The following is a 16,055-nucleotide window of genomic DNA, read 5'->3' as shown; positions in this document are numbered from 1 at the left end:
CCGAAAGCAGCGCCGACGGGCAGGAAGGCCCTCTTCGGAGAAGCAAGTTCGCCGGCGCAGACTTCGCGTTTAATCTCGAGCCCAACGATAAAGAAGAATATCGCCATGAGCCCCTCGTTGATCCACTCGCGGAGGCTCTTTATTACCGCATACCTGCCAAACGCAATCGATAATTCGGAATCCCAGAAATGGTGATAGGAGGCGGCATAAGGGGAATTTGCCCAAAGCAAGGCTGCCGCGGTGGAGCACAGGAGAAGGATGCTGCTTGAGGCCTCCGCCTGAAAAAAGAGAGAGAACGGCTTTATGAGCCCTTGCCGCAGCCTGTCAGGACTCGAAAGGAAATCCCTGAAAACGTTCTTCGCGAGTTTCTTCTGCACGGGAGCGCCGTCCGACGAGAGGGACTGCTTCTTCACCTCCCGGTCCAAGATTGCATACACCATAAAGGTAACGACAAGTGACCCTGATACCATTATAGCAGAATGTCTTTGGACTCTTTCCCCTCGAGAGTCTTGCAGCGCAGAGGGAGATATTGAACTTTCGATGCCCCATGGTATTTAATATCCTATGTCCGAATTGACACCCCTCATGAAACAATACGCGACCATCAAGGAGAAGCACGGCGATGCAATTCTCCTGTTCCGTCTCGGCGATTTCTATGAGATGTTCGGCGAAGATGCGCGGGTTGCATCAAGGATTCTTCAGATCGCACTCACCTCGCGCGACAAGACAAAAGAGGATCCCCTGCCGATGTGCGGCATCCCCTATTTTGCTGCCGAGTCATACATCGGCCGGCTCATCAAGGCAGGTCATAAGGTGGCGATATGCGAGCAGATGGAGGATGCGAAAGAGGCGAAAGGCATCGTGCAACGAGACGTGGTGAAGGTCATCACTCCCGGCACCCATACGCCCGAGAACCCGAAGGAAAACAACTACCTCCTCTGTTTCCTGCCCGACGGAAAGAAACACGGTGTGGCCCTAGCCGATGTTTCGACGGGCGAGTTCTCGGTTTATGAGACCGAAAGGCCTATAGAAGACGAACTGTCACGGTTTGAACCGAAGGAGGTCCTCTATCCCGCGAGCCTGAAAAATGACCTTCACTATTCTGAAGTCTTTGGAGACTTTTACGCCTCACCTCTTGAAGACTGGTTCTTCGACTTTGCAGAGGCATACAGGGTTCTTCTCAAGCACTTCAGGGTGTCTTCCCTTGAAGGTTTCGGCTGCGAAGGGATGACTATCGCCATATCTGCCGCAGGCGCCCTCATAGCATACATCGAAGAGACGCTGAAGGAAGCCGTCAGGTTCAAGAAGATCTCGCCCCTCACGCAAGGCTCATATATGTTCCTCGATGCAGCGACACAGAGGAACCTCGAGCTGATACGGAACCTGAAGGGGGGAACGGAGGGCACGCTCCTTGCGGTAATGGACGAGACCCTCACCCCTATGGGCGGTCGCCACCTCCGGAGTGCCATTCTCAGACCTCTCGTCGACATCGGTGAGATAGAGAACCGTCAAGGCGCGGTCTGGTCCCTCATCGACGATTACGAGGTTATCGAGAGACTGCGAAACAACCTGAGAAAGGTTCAGGACCTGGAGAGGCTGGCCTCGCGGGTAGGCGCCAAAACGGCAAACCCGAGGGACCTTATCGCCATGAAGACATCGCTCTCCCATCTCCCCGCGATAAAGACCATGCTCCTTGCTCAGGAGAACGGGTATCTCAGGAGTATAGGCGAAGAGATAGCCGACTTCTCCTCACTGAAGGCCCTTATCGATTCCAGCATCGTTGATAGCCCGCCGCTCGGGTTGAGAGACGGAGGCATCATCAGGGACGGTTACAGTACCGAAGTTGATGAACTGAGGAAAGTTTCGACGAGCGGCAAGGATTTTATTACCGGCCTCGAAACAAGCGAACGGCAGAAGACCGGCATAGCGTCTCTTAAGGTCGGCTACAACAAAATTTATGGCTACTACATCGAAATAACGAAGGCTAACCTCGATCTCGTTCCGGACTACTACGTGAGGAAACAGACCCTTGTCAACGGCGAGCGTTTCATCATCCCCGAGCTCAAGGAATATGAATCGAAGGTGCTCGGCTCAGAGGAGCGGTTGAAGAATCTTGAATACGGTCTTTTTCAGTCGCTCCTCGAAAAGGTCTTTTCCGAGAACCCGGGGCTCACCGCTGCCGCGCGTGCCGTAGCAAGAGTGGATTTTCTCACATCTCTCGCGATCGTCGCAAGAAGACACTCCTATTGCAAACCGACTGTTGATGAAAGCACGGTCATAGAAATCACCGAAGGTAGGCACCCCGTTCTCGAACGGCTGTCCGGCGATCAATTCATCCCCAATAACGCCGTCCTCAATGGCGAGGACGAGAGGCTGCTCATCATCACCGGTCCGAACATGGCAGGGAAATCTACGTTTATGCGGCAGACGGCCCTCATCGTCCTCATGGCCCAGTTAGGAAGTTTCGTGCCTGCGACGGAAGCAAGAATCGGTCTCGTCGACAGGATTTTTACGAGGATAGGCGCCTCGGACTTCATCGCAAAGGGCCAGAGCACATTCATGGTCGAGATGATAGAGACCGCAAACATCCTTAATAACGCCACAGGAAGGAGTCTGATTATCCTCGATGAGATAGGAAGGGGGACAAGCACCTTCGACGGGATCAGCATCGCATGGGCCGTAGCCGAATATATCTTCAGAGAGATCCTGGCGAGGACCCTCTTCGCCACTCACTATAACGAACTGACCGAACTGAGCATGGCGCTCGACGGGGTAAAGAACTTCAATATATCCGTCAAGGAGTGGGGGGACGAGATAATCTTCCTGAGAAAAATCATGCCCGGCCCTGCGGACAAGAGCTATGGAATCCATGTCGCCAGACTTGCAGGTCTTCCGGAAACGGTGATCGGAAGGGCAAAGGACGTCCTCTCATCCTTCGAGAAGAACGAGATCGCAAAGACGGGCAAGACAGGGGTCCTCCTGAGGCATTTCTCTCCGGGACACCGCCAAATGGACCTCTTCGAGTCTGAGGAAAACCCCCTCATGAGGGAGATCATGAATATCGATCTGTCGCAACTCACGCCAAAGTCAGCCCTCGCAAGGCTGAAAGCACTCAGGATAATGGCTGAATCCCTCTCGCTCTAAGACCTTGACAAAGGCTAAGAACTATGATAGAAATTCACGGACTGAATGAAATAAGGAGGACGGCATGAATCCAGACAATCTCAAATATCACAAGGAGCACACATGGGTGCGAGTGAAAGGCGGGAAAGCTACCATCGGGATAACCGATCACGCCCAGGAAGCCCTCGGTGACATCGTTTACATAGATCTTCCGGAAGTCGACACAACGGTAGAGGCGAACAGTGAGATATCCGAGATTGAATCCACGAAGGCGACGTCCTCCGTCATATCGCCCGTAAGCGGTCCTATCGTCGAAGTCAATGAGGAACTGTCAGAATCTCCGGAGATCATAAACGAGGAACCGTACGGAAAGGGCTGGATTGCCGTGATTGAGATGGAGGATGAGTCCGAGTTGAACGATCTCATGGACGCCTCCGAATACACGAGATACCTTGAAGAAGAGGCGAAGTGAGGGTCGTCGTCCTCGGTGGAGGCCCGGGCGGGTATACGGCTGCCCTCAAGGCGGCGCAGCTGGGCGCACAGGTCACGGTCGTCGAAAAAGATGAAGTCGGCGGCACCTGCCTGAACCTGGGCTGCATCCCTACCAAAACGATCATAACCTCGACGGATATCCTCCATAAGGCCAGATACCTCACAGACTACGGAATTGACCTCGAAGGCTCGGTTTCCCCTAACCTTCCGAAGATCATGGAGAGAAAAAACAAGGTTGTCTCTATCCAGATCAGGGGAATCAGATCGCTCTTCAAGAGCTGGGGTATTACCCTTATCGAAGGGACCGGCACCCTGTTGAGTCCCGGAGAGATTGCGGTGGAGAGAAAAGCGGGGACAAGAGAAACGGTCGGAGCGGACAAGGTAATCATCGCGACAGGGTCGAGGCCGGCGCCGATGGCGGACTTTCCCTTCGACGGGAGAAGAATCCTCTCCAGTGACGATGCGGTCGCGATGCAGGAGATACCGAAGAGCATGCTGATCATCGGCGCGGGGGTCATCGGCTCCGAATTCGCCTGCATCTTTCGTGAACTTGGAACGGACGTTATCATGGTCGAGATGCTCCCGCGGGCCGTGGCAACAGAGGATGTCGAAATCTCAGAAACCCTGGAAAGAGAGTTTAAGAAGAAGAAAATCAGACTCCTAACGGGCCTGAGCGTAGCGAAGTTCGAAGAGCGGGCCGACGGATTGCATGCCTTCCTCGCTGACGGAAGCGAGATCGCGACTGAGAAGATCCTCGTTTCAATCGGGCGATCCCTCAACAGTGAAGGCATTGGGCTTGAGGGAATCGGTGTGGAAACGGGCAGGAGGGGAGAAATCATTGTTGATGAACGCATGGAGACGAGGGTCAGAAACATCTTTGCCGTAGGCGACGTCGTCGGAGGTATGCTCCTCGCCCATAAGGCGTCGCAGGAGGGGATGGTAGCCGCGTCCAATGCCTGCGGCATTGAGGCCAAAATAGATTACTCCGTCATACCCTCAGCAATCTTCACATCACCTGAGATAGCGTCGGTGGGGGTCCGGGAGCATGAGGCGGTAGAGAAGGGCATGAAGATCAGAACAGGTCATTTCGAATACCGGGGACTCGGCAAGGCACATGTGATCGGTGAAATTTCCGGTTTCTTCAAGATTATCGCCGATGCGGAGACCGACAGGATAATCGGAGCTCACATCATCGGAGCCCACGCTTCCGATCTCATCCATGAAGCGGCCCTCGCGATGAAGGCGGGCCTGAAGGCTAAGGACATTGCCGGGATGGTCCATGCCCACCCTACCCTGTCGGAAGGGATCCGGGAGGCTGCAGAGGATGTCCACGGTGAGGCCATCCATGTCCTGAAGAAGTGACCCGAAGATACCGCGATAATGACCGCAGATATTCCGTCAGACAACTGGGTAGCATCCTCAAAAGAAAAGCACCGGGGGACGTTCTCCGAACTTGATATCCTCCTCCGCGCCCTGGACAGGTTTTTCGACATCGATAATCTACCCTTCGCGAGGAGAGAGATCGCGACGAGAAATTTCTTCGACGAGCTCTCGACAGTAAAGGATGTGATCCTGGGGGTCCTCGGGCTTCTCGAAATCGTAATACCGGAAGGCAGGCGAAAGATTTACTGGTTCCAGAAGTTTGCCGTTACAAAATATCTCCACAACAAGAGGAAGGATGCATTCCACGAGGAACTCATGAGCCAAGATATTCCGGAAAAGAGTCTTCTCCTCCTCTATGATTCCTTCATTAACCTGAAAGGGATCGTCGGCGACATCCTCAAGTCGGAGCATATCCCCTATCTCACCTTTGCCAATATCGGCGAAATAACAGGGAAGAACCTCAGGGAGAATAGCTATTTCAATCCCTTCAGGAAAGATCTCAATCCCGACTTCGACGTCATCGACAACCGTGAGGTATCCAGGATGGTACGGTCCATCAGGGAAAGGGAGACGAAGAAATATGTCTCCATGCAACTCCTCTACCTCTTCAAGTTCCTGAGATATCTCAAGTTCGCGGACAAGTCAAACAAACTCGGCTCTCTCAGTGCATCTTTCATGATAATTCTCCTCCTTCGTTCCGAGGTCTCACTCTTTATGGCACACGCGGAAAACATTTCCTCCAGGGTTTCCGACAAAGGGCTGGCCGCCCTCTCTGAATCGATCGCCTATCAGTTTTCGATCGAATCAAAGAGGGTCTTCGAACAGGAGCTGAAGGATCCCTTTACGGGGAAATCCTCGCATCATCTCAAGGGAAAGCTGGAAAACAGTAACGGTATCCTGAGAAACCTCTCAGAGCAGAGTATCCTCCAGATCGTCCGCCTCTTTAAGTCCGAAGTTGGCGGTGAGGAGATATTCGAGAGCTTTGTTACGAACCTCGAACAGTCGCTGCGCCTGAGAGAGGACTCGCTCATTCTCCATAGATTCCTCGTCCTCATGGAGAAACAGAGGTCTGAGAAGGAAAGGCTGCAGGTATTCGGGGCGATGAGAAATTTCATGCTTTACTTCGAGAGTTTCACCTTCCGCCTTCTCAGGCATGACGACTACGAGGAGTTCCGTTCGTTCTTTGAAAAGGTGCTGGCCTTCCGCGACAGGGATATCAGCGAGAGGAATGTCGCAAGGCTCATGGACAGGATCCACAGTTTCAGGATATTCGTCGAGACCTGCCTGAGGCAGCTCGCGAACAGGTCCGAGCTTCTTGACAGACCGGTTGAAAGAGAAAGGATTGAGGCGAGTTTACGACAGTACTTACCATGATTTTTTCCGTTCTGTCCGCAAGGCATTCTCATCACACGTGACGAATCGGCTCCCCAATATGGTATCGCCGCTCAAGCCACAAGAAGCTCATGAGACAGATTGATGCCATCCCTTTAGAACTATACAAAGGAGAAGGCGCGCTGTATAATGTATTAACATGACGACGCATAATCTCCTCAGGAAGCAGGTGACGGCCGAGATCAGGAAGAGGAGACTCATATTCTTGACGATTATCCTCCTCAGCTTCCTCTATCTCGGTGTTACCTTCGTGTTCGGCAACGCCGGATTTCTCAGATATGTGGAGTTGAGAGAGAAGAAGGCCGTGCTCGAACGGGAGAACAAGGATATAGAACTGAAGAATATTCGCCTGAGATCAGACGTGAAGCTGCTCAGGGAGAACCCCTTCTACATAGAGAAACACGCGCGGGAAGATTTCGGGATGGCACGGCCTGACGAGTACATTTTCACGTATGACCGATAGTCCCCTCTACATAGCGTTTCTCTGGCACATGCACCAGCCTTACTATAGAGACCCCTTCACAGGTCTGTACCGCCTCCCCTGGGTGAGGCTCCACGGAACTAAAGATTACCTGGACATGGTCTCTATTCTCGATGATTATCCGGGGATAAAGCAGACCTTCAACCTCGTGCCTTCCCTCCTGGAGCAGATCAGTGACTATACCGGGAACGGGGCGGGAGACCGCTTCCTCGACGTGACACGAAAAAGGGCAGCAGATCTCAGCGAAGAGGACAAGATATTCCTTTTGGAAAACTTTTTTCTGGCCAACTGGGATACCATGGTCAGGCCCTTTCCGCGATACTATGAATTGCTCCTGAAGAGAGGCCTCAGATTTTCGAAAAGCGACTTGCACCGCACCATTCGGTACTTCACAGGGGATGAATTCCTCGACCTCCAGGTCCTCTTCAATCTCGTCTGGATAGATCCCTTCTTCCGGAGCAAGGATCCCTTTCTCGGTGAGCTCGTTGCGAAGGGAAGGAACTTCACCGAAGACGAGAAAGAGCGACTCTTAGAAAATCAGTTGTCGATACTCGGGAAGGTCATCCCAAAATACCGTGAGCTTTCATCGAAGGGTCAGATAGAGATATCCACCTCACCATTCTATCATCCGATCCTTCCGCTCCTCTGGGACACCGACGTGGCCAGGGTACCGACTCCCGATATACGCCTGCCGAAACGGCGATTCTCTCATCCTGAGGACGCACGCGCGCAGATCCGGATGGCCCTCGATTACTTTGAGCGGATTTTCGGTCACAGGCCGTCCGGCATGTGGCCTTCCGAAGGCTCGGTGAGCGAAGACGTCGTGAAGGCGATCAGGTCTGAGGGGCTACGATGGGTTGCAACGGATGAGGACATCCTCTCGGGTTCGCTCGGAGAAGGTCTGAGGGGTCCATCCGGTAATCTCCTGAATCCTTCTCTCCTCTATTCGGTCTATGCGCATTCCGGCCTCTCGCTCGTATTCAGGGACCACAAGATCTCCGACCTCATCGGTTTCGTGTATTCAGGGTGGGAAGCGAAGAGTGCAGCTTCAGACCTTGTCAACAGACTTCTCGCCATCAGGGGTTCCCTCCCCCCGGGCGAACCACATATCGTTCCGATAATCCTCGACGGAGAAAATGCATGGGAATATTATCGGAATGACGGCCGTGACTTTTTCCGGTACCTCTACGACGACCTCATGAAGCACGAAACTCTGAGGACGACGACGATATCAGAATTTCTGGAGATCCCGAAGCGGGAAAGGAAACTCGACCACCTTCGTGCCGGTTCATGGATCTATGGCAATTTTTCCGTCTGGATCGGCCACGAGGAAGACAACACGGCATGGGATTATCTCACGGAAACGCGAGAACACCTCGAAGCATTTCAAAGGAGAAACCCTGAAAAGAACCTCGATCTGGCGTGGAAGGCACTGTATGTCGCGGAGGGGAGCGACTGGAACTGGTGGTACGGAGACGACCATGCTACCGAGCAGGCGGAAGATTTTGATGAACTCTTCAGGCTGAATCTCATGAAGGTCTATAGAGAGACGGGAAGCGATGTGCCGCCGCAAATCTTCGTTCCGGTCCTGAGAGAAGAAAGGGCGATTGCACCCGTAGCGGAGATACGCGGCTTCATCAGCCCGAAGATAGACGGCATCATGACGAGTTATTTCGAATGGTACCAGGGTGCGCACATAGACGTCGGCAAATCCGGCGGCAGCATGCATATGACTGAAAGCCTCCTCTCCAGGGTCTACTACGGGTTCAATCAGGACACCCTCTTCATCCGGGTCGACCCGAAACGATTCTTCAGTGATTTTCCCGAAGATACTGAACTCTCGGTACTCATTATCAAACCATTCCCCTATAAGGTAACGACATCGTTAAGAGACGGCGGAGAGGCAAAGATCATGACCAAGACCGCAAGCGGCTGGATTGCCGTGAGTGGATCGGCGGATGTCGCCGTGGCCGATATCTTTGAATGTGCCCTTCCCTTTCGGGACATCAAGGCAAAAGAGCACGACGAACTGAACTTCTTTCTCTCCCTGCACAAGGGAGATGAAGAGATCGAACGTTGCCCCTGGAGGGGCTACATAACGATCACCGTCCCGACACCGGACTTCGAAGCGATGATGTGGTATTAGCATAGGGGAAGATCTGCAGGCAGAGGAGGCGTTCATGATTCTCGGCGTCAATGTTGACCACGTCGCAACTATCAGAGAGGCCCGCAAGGGAGCGGAACCGGACCCCGCAATGGCTGCCACCCTCGCAATCCTTGGCGGAGCGGACGGGATTACCGTACATCTAAGGGAAGACAGGCGACATATAAGAGACAGGGACCTGATGATCCTCAGGGAAATGGTTCCTGTCGAACTCAATCTCGAGATGGCCGCCACCGGTGAGATGATCGGCATCGCCCTTTCGATAAAACCGGACATGGTCACCCTCGTACCGGAGAAGCGGCAGGAACTCACCACCGAGGGCGGTCTCGATGTTGCCGCTGCAAAAGAAGATATTTCAGAGGCGATAAAGAGGATTCGCGGGGCAGGTATCCCGGTGAGTTTGTTTATCAATCCCGGCATCCTCGACGTAGACATATCCAGGAACATCGGTGCCGACATGGTCGAAATTCATACCGGGCACTACGCGAACGCGAGGGGAGAAAAAAAGAAAAAAGAACTGCTGAATGTGGCTGATTCGGTAAAGGTAGCCCGCCACAGTGGTCTTGCAGTGAACGCTGGCCACGGACTCAGTTATGGGAATGTGAAGGACATTGTTCAGATCAGGGAACTGCGGGGACTTTACATCGGTCACAGTATCATTTCCCGGGCCGTTCTTGTGGGAATGGAGCGAGCGGTAAGGGAGATGAAGGAACTGCTGCAAGGGCAGACAGTATCAGAATCCTTATAGGAGAGATGATGGTTCTATTACTTATCGCACCCCCTGCAGTCTCAGGATCGTTCTTCAAACCTCTCGGGAGGTTTCTTTCAGAAGGCATCCTTTGAAAGTTCCCGCCATGCCGGACTTGGCCCGCTCACCGTCAACCCGTTGCTATCCTTTGAAGGCTGCTTCGTCATGATCTTCGGCGTCGGCATAGACATGGTTAGGACCGAAAGACTCCGCAAAGCGGTGGAGAAATGGGGGGAGAGATTTTTACGGAGGGTCTTCACCGAAGACGAAATCGCCCATTGTTTTACGAAGAGAGACCCTTATCCTTCCCTCTCCGTAAGGTTTGCAGCGAAGGAGGCCTTCGTTAAGGCGATCGGCTCACGGGAATCGAGTCCATGGACCGATATCGAGGTGTCTCAAGATAGCCGCGGGAAACCGCTCATAAGAGGAAGCGGCAGGTTCGAAATATTCCTGAGGGGACATTCCGTTCGCCATGCCCACCTGAGTTTGAGCCATGAGAAAGAGTATGGGATTGCCTGCGTCGTGCTCGAGACGGAACGGAAGGGGGAACCGTAATTACTCATACGGTCTCGTCGAGCCTTGCCATCGCTTCTCTCGCGGCCCTGGTTTCTGCCTCTTTCTTACTCTTTCCCTGTCCTTTTCCGAACTTCCTTCCCGCGATGAAGACTTCGACCGTAAACGTCTTGCGATGCTCTACCCCTTCCTGCAGAATCACCCGGTATTCCGGTAGGACACCGAAGGAGGTCTGGCTCTCTTCCTGCAGCTCCGTCTTGTAATCGTGATAGTCACCCGAGGCGACCACGACGGGTATCCGCGCGCCATAGAGTTTCAGTATCAGGCCCCGAGCGTTTTCATATCCGCCGTCGAGATAAACAGCCCCGAAGAGCGCCTCGAGGGCGTCGGCGAGAATCGACTTCTTTGCCCTCCCCCCGGTATCCTCCTCTCCTTTGCCGAGCCTCACGTACCTGCCGAGGGATATCTCAGAAGCGATCTCCGACAAGAAGGCATCCCTGACGAGATAGGATTTCATCTTCGCCATCATCGATTCGGTGAATTGCCGCTCATAAGCGAACAGGTGCTCGACGATGACGAGGGAGAGGACCGAATCCCCGAGGAACTCGAGTCTCTCATTGTATGATGCCGCTGTATCGGGATTCTCGTGATAGAAAGATTTGTGGGTCAGGGCCTCGACAAGGATCTCCCTGGTTTCAAAAGAGTAGCCCAGCCTATTCTCAAGATTCTCTAAATCTCTTGAATAAGAGACAGGCATTCGTCCCACCGAAGCCGAAAGAATTGGACAAGGCATAATCGATGTTCCGCTGCCGCGCATTGCAGGCAACGTAGTCAAGGTCGCATTCGGGATCAGGGTTCTCGAGATTGATCGTCGGCGGAACGATATTGTCATGAATGCTCATGACACTGATGATCGATTCGACGCCCCCGGCAGCGCCGAGCAAGTGGCCCGTCATCGATTTTGTGGAACTGACGCAGAGCCTATACGCGTAGTCTCCGAAAATCTTCTTTATGGCGGCAGTCTCGATTTCGTCGCCGTACTTTGTGGACGTACCATGGGCATTGATGTAATCCACCGCATCCGGAGAAACGCCCGCGTCTTTCAGGGCCATTGCTATACACGCCGCTGCTCCTTCGCCGCCCGGCACGGGCGAAGTGATATGATATGCATCGCTCGTCATGCCGTACCCAGCCACTTCTCCATATATCTTCGCCTTCCTCGCCTTCGCATGGTCAAGGGATTCCAGTATCAAGACCCCTGCCCCCTCGCCCATGACAAATCCGTCCCTGTCTCTGTCAAAAGGCCGGCTGGCCCGCTCGGGCTCGTCGTTCCGGGTAGACAACGCCTTCATAACGGCGAATCCTCCGACCGCCATCTGGGTGATTACAGACTCCGTGCCTCCCGCGATCATCACGTCGGCATCATCCCTCTGAATGATCTTCATCGCGTCGCCGATGGCATGGCTTCCCGTAGCGCAGGCAGTAGCCACGGCGCTGTTGGGGCCCTTCGCCCCGAACTTAATCGAGACCTGCCCCGCTGCGAGATTGATAATGAGCATGGGGATAAAAAAAGGTGTTATCTTCCGGTGGCCCTTTTCGAGATACACCTTATGGTAATGTTCTATGGCGGGAAGGCCGCCCATGCCGGAACCTATGATAACGCCGACACGTTCCGCGTTATCCTCGGTTATCTTCAGCCCTGAGTCTTTCATCGCCATGGTGGATGTCGCCACGGCAAAGTGAATAAACCTGTCCATCTTCTTGATATCTTTCGGCTCAATGTAAAGGGAGGGGTCGAATCCCTTCACTTCGCCTGCGATGTGGACAGGGAGGTCGGAAGAATCAAAGGTTGTTATCGTACCGATTCCCGACTTGCCCTTAAGAAGCGCCTCCCATGAGTCCGCCACCCCTATTCCGAGCGGGGTAATCAATCCCATGCCGGTTATGACGACTCTTCTTTTTCCCATGATCCCCGCGAGGGTCAGGCCTGCTTATTCTTGATATAGTCTATCGCGTCCTTGACCTTCGTGATCTTCTCTGCGTCCTCGTCGGGTATCTCGATATTGAAGGCCTCTTCAAAGGCCATAACAAGCTCCACGGTGTCGAGAGAATCTGCTCCTAGGTCTTCAACAAAAGAGGCCTCAGGGGTAACCTCGGAAGGATTTACCCCGAGCTGCTTTGCGATAATCTCCTTAACCTTCTCGTCCAACATTATCAACACCTCCATGATGTATTTTTGATCGCCTATCTCGGATCGGATACAGAATGCGAGCCATGAATCACATATACATCCCGCCATTCACATGCATCACCTGACCGGTGATATACCCGGAGTCGGGAGAGGCAAAGAAGAGAACGGCATTTGCGACGTCATCGATCGTCCCGAAGCGGCCCAGCGGGATCGCTTTCTTCATCTCCTCCTTCACGGTCTCAGGCAGGGCGTCGGTCATCGCGGTGGTTATGAAGCCCGGCGCAACAGCGTTGGCGGTTATTCCCCTGCTTGCATATTCCTTTGCGATCGTCTTTGTCAAGCCTATGATGCCTGCCTTTGAAGCGCTATAGTTAGCCTGTCCCGGATTTCCCATAAAAGCAACCACCGAGGCTATATTAACGATCCTGCCGAACCGCTGCTTGGCCATGAGTTTCACCGCCTCTTTTGAACAGAGGAACACCCCTTTCAGGTTTACGCGAATAACGGCATCCCAGTCTTCTTCCTTCATTCTCAGTAAGAGGCCGTCCCTCGTTATCCCGGCATTATTCACGAGGATGTCCAATTTCCCAAAGACCTTCACGATTTCCTCGAACGCCTTCACCACCTCCTCCGACTTTGAGACATCGAGTTTTACAGCGATAGATTTCACACCGATCTTCGCGATTTCGGCAGAGGTTCTTCCCGCATCGTCAGGGCTGACATCGGCTATCACAACGTCAGCGCCCATCCGGGCAAGCCCCTCTGCTATCGCTTTTCCGATACCTCTCGCAGCTCCGGTTACCAAAGCGACCCGGTTTCTGAGTTCCATGTCATCCCTCCCAAAAGACGGCTTACATTTTAACAAAGATATCTTTCACTTTTCCAGTCTTTTTACGAGTTGCATTTCTTCTACCCCGTAGGGTAGTATAATTTCGATCTCCTCCAAAAATGCTGGATACCGAAAAAGAGCGTCCGCGGTTCTCACACAGTCTTGCCTTCAGCGGCTGCCTTTTGTTGCGGTTGTTCCGACTTTGCGATACAATTTGCAATAATGCCTCGATTTCCGGGTATAATATTTCTCATACTGGGAGAGATAAAAGAGATTCCATGAAACCTGCGGCATATCTCATAGATGTGACAAACCGGGTTCCGGAACGTATCATCCGGGATTTCAGATAACCGCTTTCATGGAATCATCCGGTCACCCGCAGGGAATTGGAGCAAGTCTCGTACCCCAGGTAGTGATGCCTGCAGAGCAGTCATGCCGGAGGACTTTCCGGTCACCTCGGCAGGACCGGTTTCCTTACCATCGGTTCAGGGAGGACCGGGGTCGTCACGCTTCCCGTCTGCGTTTCGCTCTATGAATATCTGGCTCGATATCTTTCTCATAGCCCTCTTTATCCTTCTCAACGGCTACTTTGCCGCTGCAGAGATAGCGGTAGTAACCATGAGACGGTCTCGCATCAAACAGCTCCTCGATGAGGGACATAAGAATGCCGGCGCCTTAAACAGGCTCAGGGAGTCCCCGGACAGGTTTCTCGCAACGATCCAGATCGGCATGACTCTTTCGGGCGGCCTCGCATCGGCCATCGGCGGTACCATAGCGGTCGAAGTCATAAAGCCTTTCCTGAAAACGCTCCCCGTACCGTTCATTGCTGCCTCCAGTGAGGCGATCGCTATCGCAATCGTGGTTCTTGTCGTCTCCTATTTCTCCCTTGTCGTCGGCGAGCTCATCCCGAAATCCTTCTCGCTTTCGAATCCCGAGGCCATCGGCCTGTTCGCAGCTCCTGCGATAGAACGGTTCTCAAAACTGACGACGGTGTTTGTCCAACTCTTGACCGTGAGTACCAATCTTCTCCTGAGACCCTTCGGGAAAAAGGCCTTCACCGAACGCGGATATATTACCGAAGAAGAGGTGAAGCTGCTCATCGAAGAGGGTGGGGAGCAGGGCGTCTTTGAGCCTGAAGAAAAAGAACTTATTCACAGCGTTTTCGAATTCACCGATACCTCGGTGAAAGAGGTCATGATCCCCGCTCCCCAGATGGTGACGATCGGACTTGCAATGACCGTTGACGAGGTAAGATCTATCATTTCGGAAGAAAAATTTTCCCGTTATCCGGTCATAGGGAAGGACGTTAATGACATCAGGGGCATGCTCTATGCGAAGGATTTTTTCAATATCCTCTCGAAAACGGGAGGCGTTGACATCCGGAGAATTATCAAGCCCCCCATATTCATCCCGGAGACCATGAAGATCAGCATCCTGCTACGCGAAATGCAGAAGAAAAGGGTTCACATGGCGATCGTCATAGATGAATACGGTGCCGTCTCGGGACTGGTGACGCTTGAGGACCTCCTTGAAGAGATCGTCGGGGAGATCAGAGACGAATACGACACCGAGAGTCCCGTCATCCAGCTCAGCGACGGTTCGATGATCATCGATGCCTCCATAAGCATCAAGGACCTTGATGCAGATTATCACATAGAGATACCGGAATCGCCGGAATACGAAACACTCGGCGGTTTCATCGTTATGCACCTCCAGAGGATACCGCAGACGGGCGATCTCATAGAGATGAAGGGCGACCGGCTGAAGGTTCTGGAGATGGTAGGTCAGAGGATAGCAAAGGTTAAACTAGAGAAACTTCCTGAAAAACCGCCCCCCGGTTAGGACACCCGACTGCGCGTCGTCCTGGGGAAGCCTCTCTTGAGAGTCTTCGGGAACGAGTCGAGAAAAAATGTTTTACTAATTTTTGCCGTTCGTCTATACTATCGTCCGATGAGAAAGAAGATATCCGTAATAGGGGCAGGGAATGTCGGCTCGTCAACAGCTCAGCTCATCGCTTATGAGGGGATCGCCGATATCGTCCTCTATGATATAGCGGAGGGCGTCCCTCAGGGGAAGGCGCTCGATCTTGCCGAGGCCTGTCCTCTCTGGAACTCGTCGGTCTCCGTCAAAGGAACGAACAGCTATGACGACACGGCGGATTCCGATATCGTCGTCGTCACAGCAGGGTTCCCGAGGAAACCGGGGATGAGCAGGGATGACCTCCTCAACGCAAACGCGGCGGTAGTCAGAGATGTCGCGATTGAGTCTGGAAAGCGATCGCCCGGCGCCGTCATGATCATCGTCACAAACCCCATGGATGTCATGGCCCAGCTTGCCTGGAAGGTATCGGGCTTTGAGCACCGGAGGGTGATCGGCATGGGAGGAGTCCTCGATTCGACGAGGTTCAGGACCTTTGTGTCCCTCGAACTCGGCATCTCACCGGCCGACGTGGAGGCCCTTGTCATGGGCGGCCACGGCGACCAGATGGTGCCGATGCCCCGGTTCACGACGGTGAAGGGCGTTCCGATAACGGATATCCTGCCTGCCGATAGAATCGCCTCCCTCATCAACAGGACGAGACAGGGCGGTGCGGAGATCGTATCGCTCCTCAAGACAGGAAGCGCATACTATGCCCCCGCGGCATCCACCTATGCGATGGCGAAGGCGATCATCTTTGACGAAAAGAGGATCCTACCCTGTGCTGCCTATCTCGATGACCAATACGGTGTCCGCGACGTC

15 protein-coding genes are annotated in these 16,055 nt (G+C 53.3%); 10 read left to right on the top strand and 5 right to left on the bottom strand.

Features of this window, described 5'->3' with window-relative positions; all coding sequences use genetic code 11:
* Positions 1-470 (bottom strand): Na+/H+ antiporter NhaA (locus VEI96_11680; GenBank protein HXX58653.1); only part of this gene is annotated, 470 nt, incomplete at its 3' end.
* A 94-nt stretch (positions 471-564) separates the two neighbouring features.
* Here VEI96_11680 and mutS point away from each other — a divergent pair.
* The 8 genes from mutS (at position 565) to acpS (ending at position 10,338) form a co-directional block, all read left to right on the top strand.
* Positions 565-3,144: a DNA mismatch repair protein MutS gene (gene mutS, locus VEI96_11675; protein ID HXX58652.1), complete on the top strand. Its 2,580-nt coding sequence runs from the start codon at positions 565-567 to the stop codon at positions 3,142-3,144.
* Between the two features lie 64 nt (positions 3,145-3,208).
* Positions 3,209-3,595, top strand: coding sequence for a glycine cleavage system protein GcvH (gene gcvH / locus VEI96_11670; protein ID HXX58651.1), 387 nt, complete (start codon positions 3,209-3,211; stop codon positions 3,593-3,595).
* On the top strand, positions 3,592-4,977 hold the full coding sequence (gene lpdA / locus VEI96_11665; GenBank protein ID HXX58650.1) for a dihydrolipoyl dehydrogenase: 1,386 nt from the start codon (positions 3,592-3,594) through the stop codon (positions 4,975-4,977). Before gcvH ends, lpdA begins: the two co-directional genes overlap by 4 nt.
* Positions 4,978-4,995: 18 nt before the next feature.
* The gene (locus tag VEI96_11660) at positions 4,996-6,372 is read left to right on the top strand and encodes a hypothetical protein (GenBank protein ID HXX58649.1); all 1,377 of its coding nucleotides are present in this window, start codon (positions 4,996-4,998) and stop codon (positions 6,370-6,372) included.
* Between the two features lie 157 nt (positions 6,373-6,529).
* Positions 6,530-6,853, top strand: a complete 324-nt coding sequence (locus VEI96_11655; GenBank protein ID HXX58648.1) for a septum formation initiator family protein — start codon at positions 6,530-6,532, stop codon at positions 6,851-6,853.
* Complete coding sequence (locus tag VEI96_11650) at positions 6,843-9,017, top strand: glycoside hydrolase family 57 protein (protein ID HXX58647.1); 2,175 nt, start codon at positions 6,843-6,845, stop codon at positions 9,015-9,017. The genes VEI96_11655 and VEI96_11650 overlap by 11 nt, the downstream gene beginning before the upstream one ends.
* Positions 9,018-9,051: 34 nt before the next feature.
* Entirely contained in the window at positions 9,052-9,783 is a 732-nt protein-coding gene (locus tag VEI96_11645) for a pyridoxine 5'-phosphate synthase (GenBank protein HXX58646.1), read from the top strand.
* A gap of 165 nt (positions 9,784-9,948) precedes the next feature.
* Positions 9,949-10,338, top strand: coding sequence for a holo-ACP synthase (acpS, locus tag VEI96_11640; GenBank protein HXX58645.1), 390 nt, complete (start codon positions 9,949-9,951; stop codon positions 10,336-10,338).
* Between the two features lie 4 nt (positions 10,339-10,342).
* Here acpS and rnc read toward each other — a convergent pair whose 3' ends face one another.
* The 4 genes from rnc to fabG all read right to left on the bottom strand — a co-directional run bounded on the left by rnc (position 10,343) and on the right by fabG (position 13,316).
* A complete protein-coding gene (gene rnc / locus VEI96_11635) occupies positions 10,343-11,053 on the bottom strand; it encodes a ribonuclease III (GenBank protein HXX58644.1) in 711 nt (236 codons plus the stop codon).
* The gene (gene fabF, locus VEI96_11630; protein HXX58643.1) at positions 11,016-12,263 is read right to left on the bottom strand and encodes a beta-ketoacyl-ACP synthase II; all 1,248 of its coding nucleotides are present in this window, start codon (positions 12,261-12,263) and stop codon (positions 11,016-11,018) included. The genes rnc and fabF overlap by 38 nt, the downstream gene beginning before the upstream one ends.
* A gap of 14 nt (positions 12,264-12,277) precedes the next feature.
* A complete protein-coding gene (acpP, locus tag VEI96_11625) occupies positions 12,278-12,508 on the bottom strand; it encodes an acyl carrier protein (GenBank protein HXX58642.1) in 231 nt (76 codons plus the stop codon).
* A 67-nt stretch (positions 12,509-12,575) separates the two neighbouring features.
* Entirely contained in the window at positions 12,576-13,316 is a 741-nt protein-coding gene (gene fabG / locus VEI96_11620) for a 3-oxoacyl-[acyl-carrier-protein] reductase (GenBank protein HXX58641.1), read from the bottom strand.
* 432 nt (positions 13,317-13,748) lie between these two features.
* Here fabG and VEI96_11615 point away from each other — a divergent pair, with 432 nt between their 5' ends.
* Both VEI96_11615 and mdh read left to right on the top strand, forming a co-directional pair.
* On the top strand, positions 13,749-15,158 hold the full coding sequence (locus tag VEI96_11615) for a hemolysin family protein (protein HXX58640.1): 1,410 nt from the start codon (positions 13,749-13,751) through the stop codon (positions 15,156-15,158).
* Between the two features lie 108 nt (positions 15,159-15,266).
* The coding region (gene mdh / locus VEI96_11610) for a malate dehydrogenase (protein HXX58639.1) at positions 15,267-16,055 on the top strand (789 nt) is incomplete at its 3' end.

The sequence above is a fragment of the Thermodesulfovibrionales bacterium genome, assembly GCA_035622735.1.
Classification (GTDB): Bacteria; Nitrospirota; Thermodesulfovibrionia; order Thermodesulfovibrionales; family UBA9159; genus DASPUT01.
This window is presented reverse-complemented; position numbering and strand designations above follow the sequence as displayed.

Coding starts and splice junctions, on each gene's coding strand:
- mutS (HXX58652.1), top strand. CDS start 565: ATGTCCGAATTGACACCCCTCATGAAACAATACGCGACCATCAAGGAG.
- gcvH (HXX58651.1), top strand. CDS start 3,209: ATGAATCCAGACAATCTCAAATATCACAAGGAGCACACATGGGTGCGA.
- VEI96_11660 (HXX58649.1), top strand. CDS start 4,996: ATGACCGCAGATATTCCGTCAGACAACTGGGTAGCATCCTCAAAAGAA.
- VEI96_11655 (HXX58648.1), top strand. CDS start 6,530: ATGACGACGCATAATCTCCTCAGGAAGCAGGTGACGGCCGAGATCAGG.
- VEI96_11650 (HXX58647.1), top strand. CDS start 6,843: ATGACCGATAGTCCCCTCTACATAGCGTTTCTCTGGCACATGCACCAG.
- VEI96_11645 (HXX58646.1), top strand. CDS start 9,052: ATGATTCTCGGCGTCAATGTTGACCACGTCGCAACTATCAGAGAGGCC.
- acpS (HXX58645.1), top strand. CDS start 9,949: ATGATCTTCGGCGTCGGCATAGACATGGTTAGGACCGAAAGACTCCGC.
- rnc (HXX58644.1), bottom strand. CDS start 11,053: ATGCCTGTCTCTTATTCAAGAGATTTAGAGAATCTTGAGAATAGGCTG.
- fabF (HXX58643.1), bottom strand. CDS start 12,263: ATGGGAAAAAGAAGAGTCGTCATAACCGGCATGGGATTGATTACCCCG.
- acpP (HXX58642.1), bottom strand. CDS start 12,508: ATGTTGGACGAGAAGGTTAAGGAGATTATCGCAAAGCAGCTCGGGGTA.
- fabG (HXX58641.1), bottom strand. CDS start 13,316: ATGGAACTCAGAAACCGGGTCGCTTTGGTAACCGGAGCTGCGAGAGGT.
- VEI96_11615 (HXX58640.1), top strand. CDS start 13,749: ATGCCGGAGGACTTTCCGGTCACCTCGGCAGGACCGGTTTCCTTACCA.